The organism is Paenibacillus periandrae (assembly GCF_022458865.1).
Classification (GTDB): Bacteria; Bacillota; Bacilli; order Paenibacillales; family NBRC-103111; genus Paenibacillus_S; species Paenibacillus_S periandrae.
In genome coordinates this window covers 270,042-293,895 of the sequence record NZ_JAJNMU010000003.1, presented here as the reverse complement: position 1 = coordinate 293,895, position 23,854 = coordinate 270,042, and the positions used below count along the sequence as shown (strand labels likewise).

Annotated in this window: 15 protein-coding genes; 4 read left to right on the top strand and 11 right to left on the bottom strand. The window is 45.7% G+C overall.

Annotation, left to right across the window (positions count from 1 at the left end):
* Positions 1 to 456 precede the first annotated feature (456 nt).
* Both LRL21_RS06255 and LRL21_RS06250 read right to left on the bottom strand, forming a co-directional pair.
* Positions 457 to 3,846 (bottom strand): tubulin-like doman-containing protein, encoded by a 3,390-nt coding sequence (locus LRL21_RS06255; RefSeq protein WP_240414895.1) that lies wholly within the window; start codon positions 3,844 to 3,846, stop codon positions 457 to 459.
* Positions 3,847 to 3,985: 139 nt separating this feature from the next.
* Entirely contained in the window at positions 3,986 to 5,788 is a 1,803-nt protein-coding gene (locus LRL21_RS06250; protein ID WP_240414894.1) for a VWA domain-containing protein, read from the bottom strand.
* A 195-nt stretch (positions 5,789 to 5,983) separates the two neighbouring features.
* Between LRL21_RS06250 and LRL21_RS06245 the strand changes: the two genes are divergently transcribed.
* Genes LRL21_RS06245 through LRL21_RS06235 form a run of 3 tightly spaced genes read left to right on the top strand, consistent with a single transcriptional unit; the run spans position 5,984 to position 8,885 of the window.
* On the top strand, positions 5,984 to 6,136 hold the full coding sequence (locus tag LRL21_RS06245; RefSeq protein ID WP_240414893.1) for a hypothetical protein: 153 nt from the start codon (positions 5,984 to 5,986) through the stop codon (positions 6,134 to 6,136).
* Positions 6,126 to 7,064 (top strand): hypothetical protein, encoded by a 939-nt coding sequence (locus LRL21_RS06240; RefSeq protein ID WP_240414892.1) that lies wholly within the window; start codon positions 6,126 to 6,128, stop codon positions 7,062 to 7,064. The genes LRL21_RS06245 and LRL21_RS06240 overlap by 11 nt, the downstream gene beginning before the upstream one ends.
* Positions 7,065 to 7,115: 51 nt before the next feature.
* Positions 7,116 to 8,885: a hypothetical protein gene (locus tag LRL21_RS06235; protein WP_240414891.1), complete on the top strand. Its 1,770-nt coding sequence runs from the start codon at positions 7,116 to 7,118 to the stop codon at positions 8,883 to 8,885.
* 89 nt (positions 8,886 to 8,974) lie between these two features.
* Here LRL21_RS06235 and LRL21_RS06230 read toward each other — a convergent pair whose 3' ends face one another.
* The 3 genes from LRL21_RS06230 to LRL21_RS06220 form a co-directional block, all read right to left on the bottom strand.
* Positions 8,975 to 10,648, bottom strand: a complete 1,674-nt coding sequence (locus tag LRL21_RS06230; RefSeq protein ID WP_275900616.1) for a ribonuclease J — start codon at positions 10,646 to 10,648, stop codon at positions 8,975 to 8,977.
* Between the two features lie 116 nt (positions 10,649 to 10,764).
* The gene (locus LRL21_RS06225; protein ID WP_240414890.1) at positions 10,765 to 12,165 is read right to left on the bottom strand and encodes a DUF4179 domain-containing protein; all 1,401 of its coding nucleotides are present in this window, start codon (positions 12,163 to 12,165) and stop codon (positions 10,765 to 10,767) included.
* Positions 12,162 to 12,698, bottom strand: a complete 537-nt coding sequence (locus LRL21_RS06220) for an RNA polymerase sigma factor (protein WP_240414889.1) — start codon at positions 12,696 to 12,698, stop codon at positions 12,162 to 12,164. Before LRL21_RS06220 ends, LRL21_RS06225 begins: the two co-directional genes overlap by 4 nt.
* A gap of 244 nt (positions 12,699 to 12,942) precedes the next feature.
* Between LRL21_RS06220 and LRL21_RS06215 the strand changes: the two genes are divergently transcribed.
* Positions 12,943 to 14,406 (top strand): hypothetical protein, encoded by a 1,464-nt coding sequence (locus LRL21_RS06215; RefSeq protein WP_240414888.1) that lies wholly within the window; start codon positions 12,943 to 12,945, stop codon positions 14,404 to 14,406.
* An 88-nt stretch (positions 14,407 to 14,494) separates the two neighbouring features.
* On the opposite strand, the gene LRL21_RS06210 is transcribed toward LRL21_RS06215, so the two are convergent.
* The 6 genes from LRL21_RS06210 to LRL21_RS06185 form a co-directional block, all read right to left on the bottom strand.
* Entirely contained in the window at positions 14,495 to 15,049 is a 555-nt protein-coding gene (locus LRL21_RS06210) for a GNAT family N-acetyltransferase (RefSeq protein ID WP_240414887.1), read from the bottom strand.
* A gap of 270 nt (positions 15,050 to 15,319) precedes the next feature.
* Complete coding sequence (locus tag LRL21_RS06205; RefSeq protein ID WP_240414886.1) at positions 15,320 to 16,456, bottom strand: sensor histidine kinase; 1,137 nt, start codon at positions 16,454 to 16,456, stop codon at positions 15,320 to 15,322.
* A gap of 107 nt (positions 16,457 to 16,563) precedes the next feature.
* Positions 16,564 to 17,139, bottom strand: coding sequence for a chemotaxis protein CheB (locus tag LRL21_RS06200; RefSeq protein WP_240414885.1), 576 nt, complete (start codon positions 17,137 to 17,139; stop codon positions 16,564 to 16,566).
* 35 nt (positions 17,140 to 17,174) lie between these two features.
* Entirely contained in the window at positions 17,175 to 18,005 is an 831-nt protein-coding gene (locus LRL21_RS06195) for a CheR family methyltransferase (protein ID WP_240414884.1), read from the bottom strand.
* A 2-nt stretch (positions 18,006 to 18,007) separates the two neighbouring features.
* Positions 18,008 to 22,162 carry a response regulator gene (locus LRL21_RS06190; RefSeq protein WP_240414883.1) on the bottom strand — a complete coding sequence of 1,385 codons (4,155 nt, stop codon included), beginning with the start codon at positions 22,160 to 22,162 and terminating at the stop codon, positions 18,008 to 18,010.
* A 155-nt stretch (positions 22,163 to 22,317) separates the two neighbouring features.
* The gene (locus LRL21_RS06185) at positions 22,318 to 23,838 is read right to left on the bottom strand and encodes an extracellular solute-binding protein (protein ID WP_240414882.1); all 1,521 of its coding nucleotides are present in this window, start codon (positions 23,836 to 23,838) and stop codon (positions 22,318 to 22,320) included.
* Positions 23,839 to 23,854 lie beyond the last annotated feature (16 nt).

Below are 23,854 nucleotides of genomic sequence, written 5' to 3'. Positions count from 1 at the left end.
CAAGTGAGATTATTGCCGATTTGGCGAGAGCAGCTTTGAGTCTCAGACACAATTTAGATTGCCTTTTGGGTTGGGCTTTTGGGCTTCTCTGTTTGTGCATTCTAAAGTGCTTCAATCTTAGATCTCAAAGCCCTCAAATATTTAAGCTCTGAAGTCCCAGAGCTTAAAAGACCTGGACGCTTAACCCCTGCCCTGCGGGCGGGGTTACAGTCGCCCTTCTACCCTCGCACTAAAGAAGGCTGTTGAGAGGTTGATCAGGTGAATATGGATTCATGGAGGTTATGGAGGGAAAGGGAATGGTATGGAAAGTGTAACGGCCGCCTTTGAAGTTCGAGTTGTAACCTATAAACATATAATAAAGACAACTTGCACTTCAACAGCGGTGGAATACCATCCCTTTCTCGGAATAACCGCCACAATGAATCCATATTCACCAAGCATTGCCTTCACAAAGACTTACTTTAAACTCTTCACCATATCGTTCACTCTGCTCGACACCTGCTTATAGAACTGGTACATCGCTTCGCCGTTAGCCAGCTCGGTACGTTCGTAGTCGAGCTCATTTTTTGACTCCTGATACGACTCGGCCATCTGACGCAAGGTTTCGACCAGCAGCTTGATATCATCGGATGCCGTCAGGCTTTGGCTGCGTCGGGACGCTTTGCGCTGCAGCAGATTTTGTCGTTTCTCGTCCAGCTCGCGAAGCTTGCTATAAATTTCGAAATCGACAAATTTATTAACCTTCATCAAATTAACGAACGGTTCCCATGGATCTTCGTCAGCGTCGTGATCATAGACGTACAGCGCACCTTTTTTGGTAATGGTCGAGGTGTAGATGGCTTCAATGAAATTGGTGATCAGCTTTTCCTCGTCCTTATGGGCGTTCAGCAGCTTTTCGAACTCGGCAATTTTCTCGGCAATCCGGTCGTACTTGCTCAGCTCATCCTTAACCAGCTTTAGCAGCTCAGGCGAACGGATCAGGTTTTCCTTGGCCATCTCCGAATTCACGCTGCCAAAAATATCCTTCGTCCGTTCAACTTCCAGTCCTTTTTCAAGCAGCTGCTTCAAATCGCCTACACAGCGCTGCAGCTCTCCCAGATTCGGTCTGGATGCAGCAAGCTGTAAGGAGTAAGCCTCCAAATAACGGTTCAGGTCAAAAGGCTTCGTAAACATACATTCGTAACGGTTAATCGTCCCGCTGTCGACGCCTTTTTGACGGATAACATGGAGTGTCAGCGCGCGTTCGAAGGAAAACCGCACCTCGGCGTTATAGCTTTTCACCCGTCCATTCTGATACGTGTCACCCCAAGATTTTTCCGGAATCGGTGATGGCAGGTAGGTCCAATTGACCTTATCCGTCTGCACCAGATGGCGGCCCACACCCTCCGGCTCAAGAATAGTCCGCTCATAGCTTTCCTCGTATACCTTCATAGGTGTGTAGAGGAACAGCGGAATCCCATTTTGGGTGTTCAACCAGAATATACGGTTTTTTACCTGACTTTCCTTGATCGTAAAGCGTGAATTGGCAATCGCGTTATCCTGGAAATTACGAATACCTTTGAAAATACTTGGTGCTTTAAAAGGTACCGAAACAAAACCCCACGAAGGGAAATTAAAATGTCCCGAGCTATTGCTCAAATGGAACACCGGCTTCGCTTCTTCGTACAGGCGGCTCGCAATCCGCTGCTCAACAAGCTTTTCAATCGAATCCTCGTGACCATACTTGATGATCAAATAATCCTCCATCGATTTGGTGATCAAATCGCCAAAGTGATCGGTCAAAAACTCGGATATCGAGCTGATCACGTCCACTTCCTGCTCTTTGATCCACTGGTTCGATTTGGCCAGCAGCTCGCTCGTAAAGTCACGGATCAATTCATTGACGTTCTTCTCATTCGTCACTTCACCAACAAGCGAAGCAATATCCGGGATGCTGACAACGTTCCAATAATAGGTACGGTTCCCCTTGTGATCGACTGCTTCTTCACCATTGGTCAGAATCCGTCCGTTCTTTTCGAATATTTTATTCAGCTCATTCAACAGCTCGGAAAACACCTGATAAATCCGCGAATTTTCATCATTGATCAATTTATATAAATCCTCATAAAATTCGACCATCTGCTCCATCCGCTCGCGGTCAGCGTGCAGCAGATATTCCTGGATTTTGGACTCGATAAAAGCATCCTTCTTCTTGTCCTTGGAGATGAACGCGCTGCGGGCCTCAGTCATTTTTTGAACCGACTGCTCTTCAGCAGACTCCACATCACGCGGGATACGGTAGATGCTTTCACGCAGTGCTTCTATATAGGAGGAGATCAGCTTAAGCAGACAAAAGCCCTTGTCCTGCAAAATAATCCGCGACACGTAAAACGGTCCCTGCTCAGGATTTCCGAAAATTTTCGTCATCTGCTCGGTGAAGCTTTCCTTGATCTGACCGGGCAGCTGCTTGCGGCTCTTGATATATTCCTCACGGGCACGCGACAGGAAGCTTTGCTCCAGCTCTGTATCGATGTTGACGACCTGCTGCTTGATGACGTTGTTATAGCTTAAGCGTTCGCTGTTCTGATAACCGGGAATCGGCTCGGGAACACGCTTGTCGAACTCGCGATGCACAGAGTCAGGATCGATACCCAGCTTGTGTGCCAGCTTTTCCACTTCTTCCTGTGTCGGTCCGGCGTCAAACATTTTTTCCATGCGCTGGAACACCTTGTAGGCCAAGTAAGTCGTCATTTCCTCAATTGGCAGCACCGCAGAGGACGCACCCAAAATATTGTATTGATAGTTGGCGGCATACGTTTTCGGCATCTGGTTAATATTCGTGCGGATGTTGCTGATATAGTCATGGATCGCGAATTCCTCGCCGGAGCTTTTGTCCTCGCTGGCCATAAAGTTGGTGATATTCTCCGCTGTTACATTCATGCAATAATCGTAAGCATTTTCGAGCAGCTTGCCTTCGAGATTCGTAGCAGAAATAAGATGTGCCAAATTAAATGGAGGCATCGGCGAATTAACGTTCAGGATGCTCGCATATTGCTGCTTGAACCGCTCAGTACGCTCATCGACATTCATCCAGTAGTCGAGTTCCTTCATCGCCGCATAGCCGTTCTTTTTAATATATTCGCGTGAATGCTCAGTCAGGCTTTTGTTCGCCAAATTGACGTCAGGCGTGAACAAGTAGCCAAGTATGTTGACCTTATCTACCCCTGCGGAGCCGTAATCGCGCTCCATGATACCCCGTACGATATAGGCGATATCGAGGAAGCAGCCGCTGCCTGTACCTCCCGCGAGGCCCGTCAGCACGAATACCATCAGCTTCTTGTTTGTGCCGACAGATAACGATTTGATTTTCCGTTCGATGGTTTGCACAACCTGTACGATTTTCGTAAACAGCAGCAGACGTCCGGCCTGTCTGACACCTGATGCGCCATTAATACCATCTGTGATTGTCAGCTCCGGTGACAGCCATTCGCGAATGTAAGGCTCAAGAATGCTGCGGTTTTGCAGAACACTGCCGATTTCGGCATTGGAGAGCAGCACGAACTCGGTCAGCGGGTCGAGTCCGATGCCTTTATATTTTTTGTTACGGTCATGCTCATTCGTTTCCAGTGCGAGAAATTCGACATTGGCCGGCTTCTCCTTTTTCTTCTTCGTGAATGGATCCTCGGGCAGCTTGAATCTGCGGTTGATCTGGTATTTCAGACGCAGCAGCGCGTCAATTCCAGTACCGCCAAGCCCAATAACGAGCATCGGATTGTCTATTGTATCAACACGAATTTTGTCGCTGATAATGCCTCCGCCCAATGACACATCCAGCTGTTGAATATGCTCTCTGACAACTGCTTTCATATTGATGGCCTCCTATATGATGCCTTGTCCAAATCGTGAATGCTCAGGGTAAGGAGGCGTGTCTTCGACACTTGTCGAATGGATGATCTCCCTGCTGCGACATATTGTCGCATCCTGTTTCATCGTTTGCACATGGATTTTATTTGATAAACTCAACCGTGATTGATTTATTCATATTTTGCAATAAAATTTTGATGCGATCGTTGTTTTTAAGCTCCTTGCCGTTTACTGCGTCGAATAAACGACCACCCTTTTCGATAACACAACCGGATTGGTTGTACAGAACGACCGTGTCTCCAGGTCCCGGCTTAAACACGATCTGCTTCGTTTCGGCAAATTCCGGCGCCAGCTGCAGCAATTGGTGAAGCTCCACCTTGCCTTTGAACGCATTCAGCTTGCGGTACTGCGGGGTCGTTCGCTCTCCGGTATCCTCGTCCTTGATTTCAACGACCATTTGTCCGTAAAAGCCTTTATTCGCCTTTTTCCATCGCGATAATGCGAACAATGCAGCTGCGATCACTACTAGCAAAATCCCTACAATCCAAGCTATAGGTCCAAGCAGAGCAGAATTGCCCCCTGCAGTCGCTTCACCGCTGCCAGTAGTTGGGGGCGGTACAGGTGCGCTGGATCCGGCTTTTTTGGCGGAAACGGTCACTGGCTGCGATTCGCGAACGAAGCTCGCATCCTCTGCCTTGACCTTGATTTCATAGTCATGCGCCTCAGCGATCTTGAACGTTCCTTCTATCCCTTGTACCGAAGCCGTGAGTGGTGTTTCCGACGTTTTTTTCGTATCGAGATCGGTTATGACCAGCGCCGCCTTGAGATTTTTGTATAAATCGGCATCCGTTATCTTGGCACCGTTCGACTCCAAAAATGCTTTAATCGGCACCGTGTCGCCAGGCTTATAAGAATTAGACGACAAAACCTCCATCGACACCTGCACATCGTAGTTATAAATTAAATTAATGTCGATTTTTTCTTTCGGAACGCCTTTAATTTGCAGCTTCCAATCGCCTTGCACCGGACTTATCAGCTTGATTAGCGTATAAGCGGAGGAAGCGGTATAAATAATTTTGTCAGAAGGGATCGTTTGCTGTTGGCCCGCAGGGTTGATCAGCTTCGCTTCCACCGGCTTGGACGACATCATGGAAATGTTCGCTTCCAGCACGCTTGCATTGGGAATGTTAATTGTCACATCCTGGAACTGACCGTTCGCGGTAATGCCTGTGAGTGGTACAACCTTAAGCTTCAGGTGGCTCGCATAAATTTCGCTTAATATTTGCGGCAGCTTGTCGGCCGTCGAGGTAATGAACAGCTTGCCGCCTGTTTCTGTCGAAATCCGCTCCAGAACATCCTTGTTCAAGGTGCCATCCGCATTCAAGCCAATCGTGTAGATCGGAATGCCTTTGTCCTTGGCTTTCTTCACAGCTTCATTCAGCACCTGATCGGACTGCTGCTGGCTCTTGCCCGCATTCAGTGAATTGTTGCCATCGGTCAGCAGAACGATCAACGGAACATGCCCGGGCTCGCTGCCTCCAGATTCAAGAATTTTCACCGCTTCATTGACTCCAACAGCTATATCGGTATAAGGCCCTCTCGTCAGCTGATCGATGAATGTTTTCAAGCTCTGCTTATCGGCTGCACTGCCGATCTTCAGCAGCGCCTTTTCCCGTAGAATTTGATCCGTATACGCCACCACACCGATCTTGTCGCCTTGGACGGATGCCATATCGATGAACATTTTCATAGCTTCATTGCTAACCTTGTTTACATCGCTTTCGTTCATGGAGGTACTGACATCCACCGAAAGCACAGCATCGATTTTGGTATCACTGCCCGCCGCCAGCGTAAGAAGCGGAAAAGCCAACACCAACGCAAGTATGACGGCAGCGACCCTTATAAGTGTTCTATTATTTTTCACTTCATTAATCCTCCAAAACATTCATATACGAATAGACTATCTACTCACCATCTTAATCTTTTAGAGCATAAAATTCCACTGTCCCATTTCTTATGATATTCTTAAGGTTACTTACAGCCCACATCTCGAAAAGGAAATGAGCGCAGTCGGACCCTCTCCAAATACGCCGAGCGTTTCAACCTGAGCCTTGTGGTCGATACATTGGAGGTGCATTGGATGCTAACCTATACCTTGCTGGCGTTAGCCGTTGTTTTCGTTCTGTTCAGGTGGACCCAGTTTCATAAAAGCAAACGAAATGAGCTTTCCCTGGGCCGTATTGATGCCGATTTCAAAAGTCAATTAAACCACGGTGATGCTCATGAAAAGTAAAATCGCTGCCCATTTTCGACCCAGTCGTCGAACCAGCCATACCTATGAACGTTTGAAGCAATGCAAAGGTTGCGGCAGCTACACTTCATTGTGGGACGATACCTGTCTGTATTGCGGGGCTGAAGGAAAATTCACTCCGCTGCTGCCATTACTGCAGACGATTATGAAACGCCATGCCCAAAGAGACGTATTGATTGTCGGTACGGGAGCCCTGGCAGCTATAGTGCTAAGCAAAAACCTGACGGAAATGCTGATTTCGCTGCTGGCAGGAATTGCGCTTATTGTGCTGTATCTCCTGCTGCGCAAAAAATATACACCCTATCTGGAGAAAAGCTTGCTCAACGAGCTGCTGCAGAGTGAAAACCGTACGATCCGCGAAGGATTGCTGCTGGATACCGAGGCTGCGGCTGCCGATTTGAAGGCCGAGGACTATAAACTGGCATATGAAAAGCTGCGGGAAATTGGTTATTTATTTACCGGCAATCAAGTAAAAATTCTCAAGATCATCTGTCTGAATCATTTTAATCTGCGTAAGGATATGGACCTCGAGCTCAGCACGCTCTTGCCTGAAGCCTTCGATATTGATTTTGTGCTGTATTTGTTTGAGGTGAGCAAGGTAAACCCTGAGCTAGTCAAACGGGATGCTATCGATTATACCATTCGTTATCGCTCAGAAATCGAAGCCCTACCGGGCGGGCATATTGCGCTCGCGCTCGTTTTTACGGCCGCATTGCGGGTGAAGGCTTATGTAATCCAGTATCAGGATCAAATCGCCGATTTTATCGAGGAGCTGCCTCGTGAACGTTTGATTCGGCTGTGTCATTTGGTCGCTGAAGGACCGGAGGATTTTCCACAGCTGTACCCAAGGCTTACAGCTTTGCTGAAGCAAAAACACGAGTCCGATCCGGAGCTCCAAGGTATCATATAGAAGTAAAGTGAAAAAACAGCGAAGCGAATGATCAAGAAAGGAGGACTACCATTGGCATCTTTCATGTATAAACGCTCGAAACTCTCTCGTAATGCGGCAGCGATTGTGCTGGTTGCGGTGCTGTGCGTGGCTGGATATAAAGGCTACATCAGCTGGCAAAAGACTGAACTGTACGCTAAAGGTGTTCAGCTGCAGGCGGCCGGCAATGAGCTTCAAGCTCAGCAAGCTTACTCCAAGGCCCAGCAAATTCGTATTATAGACTATAAGGAGCAGGAAACCGCCGCGGCGCTGGCGTCCTTGAATCCCGCTGCTGCTCTTAAGAGCTGGTTTACTTCCCTATCCGCAGACCTGAAGGCGGCCGAGAACGTAAACGATATTACTCTGCTGCTCAAAACCTACAACACGTACCAGACTAAGGCCTCAGAGATCGCGGCGCTGGACGAAGCCTCGCAAAAACGTTTTGCCGAAATGTCGGCCGCCGAGCAAATGGAAGAGCGTTTTAACAATGCGTTCACATACGCCAAGCAGCTCTTGGTCAAAAGTCTGGAGAGCGATATCAGCAAGAAAACTTTTAATGGAGACAATAATATCGCTTATTTGCTGCAGCTGCCTGCAGCTTACTATAAGGATGAAAATAACAAAAAGCTAGAGCTGAATAAGCTGCTGGAGCGCTACGATCAAGCCCGACTGGATACTAGCAGCAAAACCAAATCAATCGGAGAGGTGTTAAAAGAGGTTGCGGGTACCCGCAAGTTCTATGACGCTAACCACGTTGAGGCCGCATGGCTGCAGCCGAAGCTGGAGAGCTATGCGCAAGCGACACTGACCAAGCTGGAAAAAAATGATTTAAAAGGCTTTATTGCAGCCGCACTGCTATTCCAGACGTCCAGCGAGCTGGGAGGTCCTTCATCCAAAATTAACACCTACATTCAAACGACGATCCGCAAGCAATTCGAGCGCGCTGAACAGCTCGCTAACACCCAAAAATTCGCAGATGCTGCAGCTTTATATAAGGTGTTGAACGAATACAAGGACACAAATAAGGAAGCGAGCGAGCTCGAGCAGCGCTGGCTCGAAGCCGATCCGCAGCAGTTGCTGCGCAAGGCGGCAGGCACTGAGCTTACCTTTACCAATGTGATCAGTAACAAGGGGCAAGCTGGCGCCAAGCTGACCGCTGCAGGTGTGCTCGATAATAAAACCCTTGTGCTGGCCCGTCTGCTCCCTGACCAGAAGATCGAAATGTCACGGACCGCTCTCGATCAAGGCGTCACAGTCAAATCAATTCAGTGGTCAGACCAGATTGGCAAAAAAAAGGAGGTCTCTTCCTTGCTGATCGAAGCCGCCTCCAAAACCCGCAAGGTTCGTTATCTTGCCTATGAGGTCAATACACCTGAGCTTTTTAAAGTTCTCGATGTTGAAGCTGATAAAATAGATTACGATCCCACAGGAGCCATCTTATTCGATAATCCGACAGGTGATGGTGCCGGACAGAAAGCCGTTTACGAGTATCGCAATGGCCGTTATGCCTTTGTCAAAACGATGGTCGATACGAAGCTGGGCGGAGCTCCACTGGATATTCCATTGACGGAGATGATAAGCCACAAGAACGAAAAAATCCGTTTTCAAGGCACGATCACCTCGGTTGATGATAACACTGCCATGATTCAGCTTAATAACGGCTATGTGCTTTTGACCGGTAATGTTCGCTTCAAGAAAGGGCCCACGACGATTACTGGCATTTACACAGGCAGTGAAGAAGTGAAGAAGACACCAGCTCCCGTGACCGAATACAGGGTAACCGTGTTGGAGCTAGCCCCATAGAGGAGCTTGGAAAAAGAAACATCCCAAACCACATGATGGTGGAATGGGATGTTTCTTTTTGAGCGCAGCGGTACCTATTTACCGTTCTTTTAAATCTCCATAATGATCGGCAGAATGACGGGCCGCCTTCCCGTCTGCTCATATAAAAAGCGTCCCAGCACGGCCTTAACATTAACTTTAAGTGAATTCCATTGATTCACATTTTGTGCCTGTAATTGGTTTATTGTGTTTTTTACGATAGCACTGGCCTCCTCCATCAAATCCTCGGACTCTCGAACATAAACGAAGCCGCGGGAAATGATATCGGGCCCGGATAAAATTTTACCGTCCATTTTGCTAAGTGTAACCACGACAACAAGGATCCCATCCTCCGATAGATGCTTGCGGTCACGCAATACGATATTTCCGACATCACCGATGCCCCAGCCATCTACAAGGGTATTGCCCGATGGTATTTTTCGAGTTTGACGAGCGACTTGATTCTCAATATCCACGACTTCACCGTTATCAATGATAAAGATGTTGTCCGTATCCACCCCCACCGATTCAGCCAGCCATTTGTGCTGATGAAGCATGCGGAATTCGCCATGAATGGGGATAAAATATTTGGGTTTCATCAAAGTCAGCATTAATTTGAGCTCTTCCTGACTGGCATGGCCAGATACATGCATCCCTGTTACCGTTCCGGAGCCATAAATCACTTTAGCTCCGATACGAAATAAATTATCTACGATACGTGCGACGTTCCGCTCATTTCCCGGTATAGGTGTGGCTGCTATAATAACAGTGTCTCCGGCAACGATTTCAGCATGTCGATAGTTGGAGCTGGCCAATTTGGATAACGCCGCCATAGGTTCGCCTTGGCTTCCGGTACATAGGATCGCAATTCGATCAGAAGCTATATTATTAATATCAGCCGCTTCGATCAGCATGCCTTCAGGAATATTGATATAACCGAGCTCCGATGCAATATTGACTACATTGATCATACTTCGACCGAGCAAGGCCAGCTTTCGATTCGTTACAAAAGCCGCATCTACCACCTGCTGCAGCCGATGGACGTTGGATGCGAAGGTGGAGAGAAACACTTTTTGCGTAGCCCTTTTGAAGGCTTCTTCAATGTGCTCACCAACTATTCGTTCCGATGGGGTAAATCCAGGACGCTCTGCATTGGTGCTTTCCGATAATAAAGCTAACACACCATCTTTCCCAATTTGCGCCATCTGATGGAAGTCAGGAAACTGCTCGTTGACTGGCGTTAGATCGAATTTAAAATCCCCAGTATGTACAACTGTGCCTTCAGGAGTATGAAACACTACGCCCAGACAATCCGGAATACTGTGATTGGTTTTAAAAAAGGTAGCCGACATCGAGCCTAATTCAACCCTAGAATCAGAATGGATCTGGATCAGATCAGCCTCAGCGAGCAATCCGGCCTCTTTTAATTTATTTTGAATTAATCCAAGCGTTAGCCGTGTTGCATAAATCGGCATATTCAATTGCTTTAATATGTAGGGGACGCCGCCGATATGATCTTCGTGTCCATGTGTGACAATCAAAGCCCGTACTTTATCTCGATGCTCCAGCAAATAGGAAATATCCGGAATAATTAGATCAATCCCCAATAAGCTTTCATCGGGAAACTTGGAGCCGCAGTCGATGATTACAATATCATCTTCAAATTGAATAAGATACATATTTTTTCCAATTTCATTGACGCCACCCAAGGCTGCTATAGATAATTTATTGCCCATAGTACCCAATTAAGATCCCCCTAACCAAAACTTCTTTCACTCAGTGTGCGTAGAGCCGGATTTTTTATACACTAACAATAAAATGAACAGACAACCCATGGGCCGCCTGTTCACAATATAGATGTTTATGGATTTGTTGGTGTCTTTGGATGATCCCAGTCCAGCGGAATCCTGACCTCCATTGGCTTCGGTGGCACTTTTACATATTCTTCGACCATATTGACGAATCGGGTTAGAGACCCTGGCTCCAGTTTTGGGAACTGCACGCTGTAGGCATATTTGTCCCTCGCTACACGAACAGCACGCTTGCTTGGCCATATCCTTTTGCCGGCGGAATCCTCCAGCATAAGCGTTGGAAGCTGGTTCACCGCATCACTCGATTCATAATCTACTACCGTTGTATCATCTAAAAACTGAACGCCTGTGATCTTAATGGTTCCCCCGTTATTTCCTTCAATGATGATTGGAAATTTGCCTGTATAAGCGGCAAGTACATCTCTGTTAGACCAGTCACCCGGCTCCATCTGAATACCATTAATCATCATCGTGACGAATGGCGGCTTCGGATTAATTGCCGACGGAGGACCAAAGTTCATACGAGCCTCTCCATTTCCACTCTGCCCGCCGCCAGGATCAAATTGGGTATCCAGATCATCTTTGATCCAATAAAACAGCTTGTGATCCAAATCATCGTTTTTGACGACTAATTGTGTAGATACCGGCGTGAAAATAATTTCATCCACAGTAAAATGTTTATCCTGATAGGTGCCTGAAATTTGGGGCCGAAATTTGGTTGTCAAAAGCTCTATTTTCTCTGTCGATAACGGGATTGTGACATTCCAATTGCCCTGAATGCTGCCAATTCGTTCAACCAGCATCGTCAATCTCGGATGCTCTGGCAGCACTGATGTATTAATCAATGTCGTTCCCACAAAGGTATGAGCTCCCGTAATCGTGAACACATGGGTCGACATCATCGTAGGTTGAGCATCTTCTACCTGAAGTTTGTAATACACAGCAGCATCGTCAGAGGTCAAGCTTTTCTTACCCTTAAGAAATTCCACCTCATAATTAACTACAATTTGAACACCATCATAAAAGGCATTGGCTATCGTCAAACGGATGTCTTTATCTATGATTGCAATATTCGTCTGGGTGCTCAGGTTTTGTTGTTCAATTTGCTCTAGTCCGTTGTCAAAGCTGGCACCAGAGCTCTTATACAACAGCTCTATAAATTTCGACTTTTGAAGAGCGGCACCTACTGATGGAGAGAGAAGCCACGCTCCGGTAACGATCACCGTACATAAAATCAAGGCGTTGGCAGCCAAAAGCCATTTTCTGCGTACATGCTTGAATCCAGACTGATGACCTTTCGGATCATGGGGAGCGTACTTCTTGTATCGCTGCCACAAAGTCTCAAAAGAGCCGGAAGGTCGAAGATGGCTCATCCGATTTTGAACAGCATCGGCTACTTCAGGCGGTAGATCCATGCCAAGGTTCTGTCTAGATTGGGAATCCAGTGTCATTTCACATTCTCCTTTACCCCGATGAAAAGATGATGTTCCTTGCTGTCCGTTCTCAATTGTCTCAAAGCGGCATGAAGCCTGGATTTGCAGGTCCCTTCCTGGATTCCTAGCACAGCCGCGGTTTCTCGCAGAGACAGTCCGGTATAATAGTGCATAATGATGACCTCTCGTCTTTTCCCTGATAATAAATTAACAGCCATCCATAATTCCTGTTCCCTCTCATTCTGCATGATGAGATCTTCCAGCGATTCAGATGCTGCCGTATCCGGAACTTGTCCCATCCAGGAAAGCCATCGCTGCTTTCGCAGTGTGCCTCTGATCAAATTCAACGTGATTCTGAATAACCACGGTCGCAAAGGTTTCGATGGATCGTACAAATGATATTTGTGAAAGGCACGAAGGAACGCTTCCTGCGCGATATCATCGGCAAGTGCCCTTGATTTCGTCATCATAAGTGCAATTCCGTATACATATGGGGCATGCTCCTCATACATCTCTTTCGCTTGCTCTTCCGTTATGGGTAATCCCCTCAAAGATTTTTCCTCCCTTCCCTTACACTCGTAGTAAATATGCTTTCAACCTCAAAGTAGTTCGATTCAATATCTTTATAACAGTTATTATTTATATCAATTATATTTATTACTTGATCGAGAAGCCCTATCATGTTCACTTCAGATTTATTAATCATTTGTATGGTAAATCATTATCTTCCCGATTAGAAACTTTTTCCAAAACTCTCACGTCTAATTGTAAAATTGCCTATAAAGGAGATCCCTCATGCCCTTCCCCAATCGTCTTATTAAATGTGTTGTTGGCCTCGTGCTTTTATTTGTATCTATTATCTATGCAACTGATCAAGCATCCGCAGCTCCCAAACAAGTGAACGTACATATGCCTACATTTAACGTTGAGCTCAATGGTGTCCTGATTGAAAATGAGCACCAAAAATATCCTTTGATCGTTTATAACGATATTACTTATTTTCCTATGACCTGGGATTACAGCCGTGCCTTAAGCTTGTCTGTTAACTGGGATCAGGAAAGCGGACTAAGTATATTGCGAAACAACCAGTTCCGGCAAAAGCCACAGCAAAGTCTGAGCTATCAAAATGATCCGAGCCAGAATTACACGGCAGCGGTTGCTGACTATCCGATCAACGTCAACTGGAAAAATATCGATAATGCCAATGAGCCGTATCCGATTCTGCAGTTCCGCGATATCACTTATTTTCCCATGACATGGCGCTTTACCCATGATGAATTTGAATGGGCTACGAGTTGGGATAATGAAGCGGGGTTCAAATTAGCGACCATTCAGCATAAAGTGCTTTATCATCTGTTTTATGATGAGGGTGATTTTCTCTATGCGTACGGAAATCAAAACGATATATATCAAATCAACAAGTCGCTGGAAGGAACTCCGATCCGACTAGCTAAGGATGACGCTGACAAGATCGCTAAGCATGAAAAGGACCGTTTCCAACCTTATCAGGCTGCCAATTTTGAAAATAAAAACGAAAAAGTTGAATTGAAAGACCAAACGCTTATATATAAACAGCTCGAATTGCTGTCATTTTCGTCTACTACGGAGAATAAACAGGAGGATAAGACAAAATCGAACGCAATGCCTATTGCCTTGCGCAACAAGGTCTATTCGTTTGAAAGTATAGTTCTGCCTGTAAGCAATGAAATCAGTTTTCTGTATCTCACCGTATATTACGCGGCAGCGGATATTTACACCCCACAAGACAGCTTTACGTTCATTGTAAAAGACGGACGAGCGGTACCGGTTCCCGAGTTCACTCAAAGACCCAGCTATGTGATTCCCAATAAGGACGGCTCCAGCTGGTTCATTAGCCAAGCACCCTCCTCCATGTCTGCTCGTACTGCCAGACTTCGCGGCCAGGTTCTGCATGTTTCTTCTGATGGTACAACAACATTCATGAACAATCAGACTCAGGCTGCTAATCTTGATCTACTGTATGTTGATCAGAGTGCTTTGATAGTCAGAGCTTACAGCGATTTATTACCACCCCAACAAATCAAGGAAACGGACGGCATCTATGCACTAGATGGAAATAAACCTGCAGCCAAGCTGTATCCTTATTTGCCAGGGAATTACTATGTTGATGCAAGCCGCAACTTATATCTGTTGGACGGGATGACAAATCGCCTCACCAATATAACGACGAATTCGTCCAAGTATTGGTGGGATTATGAATTGATGACTCAATTATATTAACAATGAAAACAACCACATATCGCTGAGGCGAGGTGTGGTTGTTTATGTTTGTGTGCCTTCACACGGTACTGTAGTTTTTGCCTTAAAATCATGACAACCATTCTCGTTGTAATAGAGAGTAACAGCGTTGATCAACGTATTCTCCATGAAAGGAAGCATATCCACGTAAAATACCGTCCTCGTTAAAACCAAGCTTTTTTAATAAAAGCATCGATGGTTCAGCATCCAGGTTGGTAAATGCTTCTATCCGATTGAATTCCATCGTTTCAAAACCAAAAGCAATCACACTTTTTAAAACTTCTGTCATGTAACCTTGCCGCCAATACTTTTTGCCCAAATCATAACCAATTTCTCCACGGGAACCTCGATGTATCTCCCAACCGTTGAATCCACAAGTACCTACCAGCGTATTATTCTCTTTTAATATAATTCCCCATCTGAAGGCTTTATTTTGATTAAACAGATTGTTCATAAACGTTATTAAACCTTCTGCCTGCTGAATACTGGTGAATGGATCCTCCCCCATATCTTTTGTAACATCACCATCCGAAAATATTTCAAATACGGTAGGTGCATCCTCAAGCGTCATTTGACGCAATACAAAGCGATCAGTCTCCAATAATGGGAACGTCTTCAAATTCAATTGAAATCACAACCTTTCTTTATAACAGATAAAGGAATCGTCTTAGATGCTTCATACCTTGTTGAAACCAGTTTATTGTAATTGGAGAGTGAGAACAACGGATTTATTATTTATACCTAAACGTTCTGCTCACAATAAAAAACTATTGAATCAACGCAAAAAAAGCAGGCTACCCGTCAGGTAATCTGCAGCTCTATTTCCTATGTATAAAAGTCCGTTGAACAAGTTGATGCAAAAGCGTGCGGATCACGCCTCCGAGATTATGCGGCTCTACATCTCTTCCTGCGATTCATACATTTTAATCAAAAATGTGGTTCCCTGCCCCAGCTCACTTGTGACTTCAATTGAACCTTGATGCCGATCAATAATTTTTTTGACGGTAGCCAGCCCAATCCCGGTGCCTTCATAGCCTTTGGCATTATCGAGCCTTTTGAAGGCGGTGAAGATGTGGGGAATATCCTCGCTTCTCATCCCGATACCGTTATCCTCAATGAGCACCGTAAAAGCACCATGTTCTTCGTTGTGTACCAGCGAGATCTGGATAATCGGCGCGACTTCAGCCCGATGGTATTTAATTCCATTACCTATAATGTTTTGAAAAAGCTGATACATTTGTGTCGCATCCGCTTGAATGATCGGCAAGGTATGCCTCACCATGACCTGACCTTTATTCTGTTCAATGGTGCTGCTCAAATCCGTAATCACATGGTTGATAACCCTATTAAGATCCACTTCGGTATATGAGGACGCATTAGCATTTAATTGTGCGTAGGACAGCAAATCTGTAATCAGATGCGTCATCCGCTCTGCTGTCACGGAAATTTTCGAAATATACCCCTGGCCCTTCATACTCAATTCCGAGCTGTGTCGGGCGAGTAAAAGCTCACTGAGACCCGTAATGACATTCAATGGATTTTTGAGATCGTGGGAAACGACCTGAGCAAATTCCATCAAGCTTTCATTGCTTCGCTTCAGTTCGGTTTGCATCGATTCCAGCTCGATCTTCCTCAGATTCAATTCCAGGAATACCCTTACTTTGCTTAACAAAATATCCGGATTAACCGGCTTAAACAAATAATCGACGGCGCCGCTTTCGTAGCCTTTGAATACACTCTGGTCCTCCGTATCGCTGGCCGTTACAAAAATTATCGGAATCTGGCTCGTCTCATCATTACTGCGCAGCAGCTCTGCAAGCTCGAATCCATCCATCTCCGGCATATTGACATCCAATAAAATAAGCGCAAAATCATGTCTGAGCGTAAACGATAACGCCTCATTGCCGGATTCAACGATGAAGATCTCACAATCCAGCACACGTAGTATTTTTTGCATCGCGATTAAATTTTCTTTGCGGTCATCAACTACCAATATTTTTAATGTTGGGTGTTTATCATTCCGACTGTTCATAGGCTCCTCCTCATTGTAGTAGAGCGTGTGCACAAAGGTAGACGGCTACAGTAGAGAAGAGGTATGCCTCCGCTAACCTTTTTGAACAAGCATCATTTAATAGCTAATCATCGATTGGAAGGCTGCAGCTCCAGCAGGTATTTTCCTATTTCGTCCAAGGTTAAAATATGATCGGCCTTGACCACACTCATTGCCGCCAGCGGCATAATGTTGTACTCCGCTGTTGCCGGGTCTTGAATGATGGCCTGGCCGCCGTTCATCTTGATGTGACGCAGTCCCTCACTGCCATCGCGATTAGCTCCCGTTAGAACGATGCCGAGACACTTCTCTTGAAAAACAAATGCAGCACTATCAAATAGCACATCAATCGATGGGCGGGAATAATTCACCTTGGGGTCAATCGAAAGACTTAACAGGCGTTCATCCTCAATCAGCAGGTGATAGCCGGGTGGGGCCACATAAACGTAACCGGGACAGATCGTTTCTTTATCTGCCGCTTCTTTGACACAGATGCTAACCTGTTCATTCAAATAATCGACAAGAAAGCTGTCGCTTCCCTCTAGCAGATGCTGAACAATGATGACGGGGAGGTGATAATCCGCCGGGAGATAAGCCAGTATGGTTACCAAAGCCTTAAGTCCCCCTGCAGATACACCAACAACGACTGCTTCCAATTGATTCATAACCTTGTGACTTCCTTTCCAGGTGTCTGATCAAGCTACTTAGGTAATTGCTTTCGAAAAATTCTCCACTTGCTGGAGAGCGCCTCAAAATAAGAATTAATGTCTGAAAATTCGATCGATTCCTTGCTGCCAATACACAAAAATCCGCGAGAAACGAGACTGCTGTTAAAAAGACGAAAGACCTGATTTTGCAGCTGCTTATCAAAATAGATCAGCACATTACGGCAAACGATTAAATGCATCTCGCCAAAGGCTTGATCCGTAGCCAAATTGTGCTGGGAGAACACAATATTTCTTTTCAAATCCTCGTTGATTTTACCCATCTGATATTTGGCATGGTAGTAATCTGAAAAGGAGGACTTGCCTCCGCTTTTTTGATAATTCGCTGTAAACTTACGAATGTTCTCCAGCGAATAAATACCTTCCTGGGCTATGTGCAGCGACTCCTGATTAATATCGGTTGCATAGATCTGAACACGATCATAGAAGCCTTCTTCTTCAAGCAGGATCGCCATCGAATACACTTCTTCACCTGTTGCACAGCCCGCATGCCAGATTTTCACAAAAGGATACGTCATCAGTAAAGGAATCACCTGCTTACGCAGCTCCGCAAAAAACTCCGGGTCCCTAAACATTTCGGTAACGGTCACCGATAAATCCAACAGCAATTGGTTTGTAAAAGCTTCATCGTACAGCACCTTCGGAATCATATCGGAAATGTACAGCAGGCCATTTTTTTGTTTGATATAGTGCAATCTTCTCATCAAAGAGGAACGGGCATAATTGCGAAAATCATACCCGTGCCGCAAAAAGATCGCATCCAGGAGAAGATCAATTTCGATCTTTTCCGATATTTTGTCGCTCATTGTTATTGAAAGAGCCATACTCTGATTAATGACAATAATTTGTCAGTATCCACAGGCTTGGTCATATAATCGTTGGCTCCCCTTTCTATACATTTTTCCCGATCACCCGTCATTGCCTTTGCAGTTAAAGCAATAATGGGAAGCGATTGAAACTTCGGCATTTCACGTATTCGGCTGATTGCCTCATAGCCGTCCATCACAGGCATCATAATATCCATAATGACGAGCTCTATGCCATTCTCGCTGTCCAGCTTGTCCAAAGCCAGCTTACCGTTATCGGCCATGACCACTTCCAGACCATGCTTCTTTAAAATTTTGGACAAGGCGAATGTGTTCCGAAGATCATCATCCACAAGCAGTACTTTACGTCCCTTCAGCGTCTCATCGGAGTCCCGCACCATCCGAATCATTTCCTTCTGCTCCGGAGGCAGCAGCTTGTGGATGCTATGCAGAAATAACGATACCTCGTCCAATAAACGGTCTGAAGAATTAACACCTTTAATGACGATGCTGTCCGTAAAGCGGTTCAGCTCCTTAAATTCCTCCTGGCTGAGCTCTTTACCCGTATTGATAATGATCGGAGGCACCGGGTTCTCCATATCCTTGACCAGCTCCTGCAGCATCTCAAAGCCCGTCATATCCGGCAGCGTCAGGTCCAGAATCACACAATCAAAGGTCTCAGCACGCATCCGCTCCAGACCTTCCTTGCCGGTATACACACTATGAATTTCGACCTTCTTATGCTTCAACAGCTCACGGATTGCCTTTTGATTGTTGTAATCATCCTCAACGACCAGCACCTGCTGGATACGTTCGTGCAGCACATTTTCAATTTTGGCAAATACGGTATCAAAGTCGTCCGAATCCAAAGGCTTGGACAGAAAACCGATAGCTCCACGCTGCAAGGAATCCGAGTTTTTATCTCTTCCCGAAATAATGTGAACCGGAATATGGCGGGTTTCATTGTGATATTTCAAATGATCCAATACTTTAAGTCCGTCCATATCGGGCAGGCCAAGATCAAGCAGAATCGCGCTTGGAATATACTGCTTCGCTATTTGCAGGGCACTGAAGCCATCACCTGCCGCCAAGCATTTGAAGCCTTTTTTTCGTGACATATCCATCATGATTTTTGCAAACTGTCGGTCATCCTCAACGATCAAAATCGTCTTTTCCTGAAGCGGAATTTGCAGCAGCTCGCGGTCATCAGGCAAAAATACTTTGATTTGTGGCACAAAATCATCCTCAAGTGCACTGGCTGCCTCCGTCTCACTGCTTGGTAGCTCGGCCTCTGGTACAGCATTTCGGATAGCAGGTTGGCTGTGTGTTTCCGTAACCTCCGCGCTTGGTACAACTGCCCCACCAAGTGGCAGATACAAAGTGAAGGTGCTTCCCTTACCTTCCTCACTCTGCATATGAATCTCGCCGCCCAGCAGCTTGGCGAGTTCTCTGGATATCGTTAACCCGAGGCCCGTTCCCCCATATTTGCGGCTCGTTGTGCCATCAGCCTGCTGGAACGCCTCGAATATCGCTTTTTGCTTATTGGCAGGAATTCCGATCCCGGTGTCTGTGACCGATAAGGCAAGAGCTCCATTGGCAGACAAATCACTGTTGTGATAGGAGGTTTGAGTGTCTGCCAGTGCGATTCTTAGCGTTACCGAACCGGAGGAAGTGAATTTGAGCGCATTGGACAGCAGGTTTTTCAAAATTTGCTCGGCTCGCTGCCCGTCCGTCATGATTTTATTCGGAACGTTGTTCTCACGAATCAGCTCAAACTGCAGGCCTCTTTCCTTGGCTACAGGATTAAATTGAATCTGCAGCGATTGAAGCACCGTATCGATCGTGACTTCTTCTTGTTGAACGTCTAATTTGCCTGCTTCCACCTTGGACAAATCTAGAATATCATTAATCAGCCTCAGCAGATCCAGACCTCCGCTGTGAATAATTTTGGCCGATTCAATCTGGTCTTCCGACAAATTGTTCTCATCATTGGCAGCTAACGATTTGGCCAAAATGAGTAAGCTGTTTAGCGGCGTGCGCAGCTCATGGGACATATTGGCGAGAAATTCCGATTTATATTTACTGGCCAGCTCCAGCTCTTTTGCCTTTTCTTCCAATTCCTGCTTGGATAATTGAATGAATTGATTTTGCTTTTCAATATCGGCCTTCTGCAGCTCCAGGTAATTCGATTTCTCTTCCAACTCCTCATTAATCGCCTGCAGCTCTTCGCTTTGAATCCTCATCTTATCCTCGGATTGCTTGAGCATCCGGGTCTGCTCCTCGAGCTCCTCGTTAGCGGTACGCAGCTCCTCCTGCTGGGTTTGAAGCTCTTCGGTCAGCAGCTGGGATTCATGCAGCAATTGCTCGGTACGCTGACGACTGTTCACACTATGGATGACGACACCCAGCGATGCAGCCAATTGCTCCAGCAGATCATTTTCAATAGGTGTAAATGCCTTGAATGAGGCAAGCTCGATTACCGCAAGTACCTCATCCTCGAAGAGGATAGGAAGCACGATAATTTGCAGCGGCTTATATTCTCCAAGTCCTGAGTTAATCTGGATATAATCAGTGGGAACATCTGTTAGCAATATCGGTTTTTTTTCAAGAATGCTTTGTCCCACTAGTCCTTCACCCGATTGGACCCGGTTCGAGATGTTTTTTCTTTCCTTATACGCATAGCTGCCAAGCAGTATATATTCGCCATAATACTTGGCGTTTTTATTCGTTTCCTTCACATAAAATACACCCTGACCCGCCTTGACGAGCTTTGATATTTCCGAAACAAGCTCATTGACTAGCTGCTGCAGACTGATCACACCTTGGGCCATCCCTGTAATGTGGGCTAGCTGTGTTTTGAGCCAGAACTGCTGTTCATTTTGCTCAGTCGTATGCTTTAAGGAGGTGAGCATCCTGATCAAGGCTACGCTTAGCTGGTCACGGTCTGAACGCGGGACAATCGTTTGCTCATATTCACCCAAGGAAATCCGGTCTGCCTGCGTAATAACCTCACGGTAGCTAAGCACCATCTGGTTAAAAGCATTCATAAGTTCGCCGAATTCATCCTTGGAATCCACATCAAGATGCACATCCGTCTCACCCAGTAATATGAGCTCCGTCGAATTCTTGAGAGTGCGAATTTGCCCAACCATCATTCTTGAAATCACGACAATGACCAGAACAGAGGCAACAATAATAATAATATTTAAAATAATGGCATTAATTAATGATTTTGTCGTATTTTTTCGAATCGTATCCATCGTTTGCAGCAATTCTTTGGAAAGTCCGTCCTCAACCTGCTTGAGCAGATCAATACGATCCGTCGAAACTGCGTACCATCTTTCAGGGTCGATACTAAGAGTTTTACCAGGCTCCAGCTTCAGGATCTGTTGAATATACCGATTGGCTTCGTCAATGGAAGGCCCTTTGATCGTGTTCTGATACAAGCTGCGTGCATCAGCGGTCGCAGACGTCGCGGACACCGTATAATAAAGCTTCTGCTCATTCTCCAGTAAATTGATCTGGTTCACATCACTGAGCTCAAGGCTTCTTTCTGTAAGAGCGCTGTAGATCACCGCCCTCTCCTTGCTGACCGCAGACTTGCTGCGTGAGAATTGAATATAAGAGGACAGCATATTGGAAATTTGTTTGTTCGAGCCCGATTGATTCATATTTTCCATCATTGTAAAAAAGCTGCCGACAACATCTATGTAGTAGGCCTGCGCCTCGGTATCCTTGATTTTATCCTGATCGATCTGGGTGCGAAGAGCGCTAATTTTATCAAGCTTCGCCACCGTATCCGAGAAATCCTTATAAAACTTTTCCCCCAGAATATCCGCATCCGTCGTGCGCAGCTCCTGCTGGATCGCGATGATTTTTTCATCCGTCGGCTTGCGCTGTGCTATCAGCATATTGAGACGGTTAACGGTCTTATCCCCGTAGTATCCAGTAACGAGACCCCGCTCCTTCTGAAATTCATGAATTAGATCATTCATGGAAACCTCGACCGTAACCAACACCTGAAGCTTGGTAATCTCAGACAGTTCATTCATCTTTTCATAAATCGTATTGACAGAGAAGTACAGCAGCCCAAGCATGGGAAGTACGATCATGAAGAGCAGCTTGCTATTTATTCGTGCATTCTTAATCCATTGCATGCGGTTCGTCCTCTCTTATTGGCGATCTGATGTCCCCACTAATAACTACTGAATATTATATTATTGATAGGTAACATAATCCATCCTTTTTCGACAGGTCGATGAAATTAGCCAAAACAGGTCACCCCATTGGAGTAACCTGTTTCTTGAATCCATTATTTCTTGGCTTTGGCAAAGCTTGCTGCATATTCCTCCATAATCTTATCGCCACCGTTTTTGCGCCACTCCTCAATCGCATTGCTCCAACCGGCATCATCGAGCTTGCCATAAATGTATTTGGTCTTGGCATCATCAATAGCCGTAGTTAATTCCACACCCTTGGTATTAAAGGTGTTAGATATGAGCGGATTTGTCGGATTGATGACAGCGAATTTAGCGGATTGAGGCAGAATCTCAAGCTTTTTCTTCTCCAGGGCAGTTTCCTCACCTGGTGTTTTTCTGTTTGGAAGTGATGTAATCACCATCTGATTGAAGCAGGAATTGGTCTCCGTATCCCACAGCTTTTGATCAATAAAGGTCGGCTTACCGTTTTCCGTCTTGAAATGTCTTCCTTCGATGCCCCATCCAAGCAAATCGCTCATCTTCTGATCGGTCATTTTATCAAAGAAAGCCAGCACCTTCTTTAGATCAGCTTCCGTTTTTACACTTGATTTAGGGATCATAATGATGCCGTTATAACCTGTTCCGCCTCTTGTTCTTTCCGTGGTAGTTCCCTTAACGTTGCCTACAATATCCATTTTAGCTTCAGGAAACGCCTTGACAACTGAAGAGTAAAGGTCCGGAGCATCAGCCATGTGGGCTAAATAGGCACCCGCCTTACCCTGCTTGAATACATCGCGTTTTTGCTGATTATTCAATACTGCAAAATCCTGAACGATTATTTTCTCATCATATAATTTTTTGAAAAACTTTAATGCCTGCAGATACTCAGGGGCCATAAAGTCAGGTGTAAATTTCCCATCCTTTTCTCCCCAGCCATTCGGTGCTCCCATAAAAATGCTGATCGTCGGAAGAGCTTTAAGCAGCTTCTCTTCGGTCAATCCTACGGTATCATGTTTACCATTTTTATCGGGATCGTTGTATGTAAACGCCTTTAGAACCTGGTAAAGCTCATCGATCGTTCTTGGTTCCTTCATTCCGACATTGTCCAGCCAATCCTTGCGGTACATGATCCCGTCGGTAGACAGATCACTCTCGCGGAACAATCCGTAAATTTTCCCGTTAACCGATGTATTGTTTAATGTATCTTTATTCAATTTGCTAAGGAACGGATAATCCTTTAAATAAGGACCGACTTCCCAGAACATGCCCGATTCCACAGCCGATATAATATTTGAATCCTTATTGTTTGTAACCAGAATAGCCATGGGGAGCTCGCCCGAAGCTATAGTTGCGTTGACTTTTTCTTTATACGTACTCGCGGGCACCCATGTGTATTGGAGCTTGGTGTTGGTGTATGCTTCGATTCTCTTCTGGATTTCACTCTCTGGATTAGGGGGTTCCGAGTACATATTACCCATCAGGGTGATTTTGAACGGCTGTCCATTATCCGCTTCTGCTCCCTGATCCTGACTTTTGCTACCTCCATTGACGCAGCCAGCCAGCAGCACACTTGACGTGAGCACCAAGCTTACAGCCAAATTAAGTGATTGACGACTCTTTTGTTTCATGACCATTCTTATTGCCTCCCTA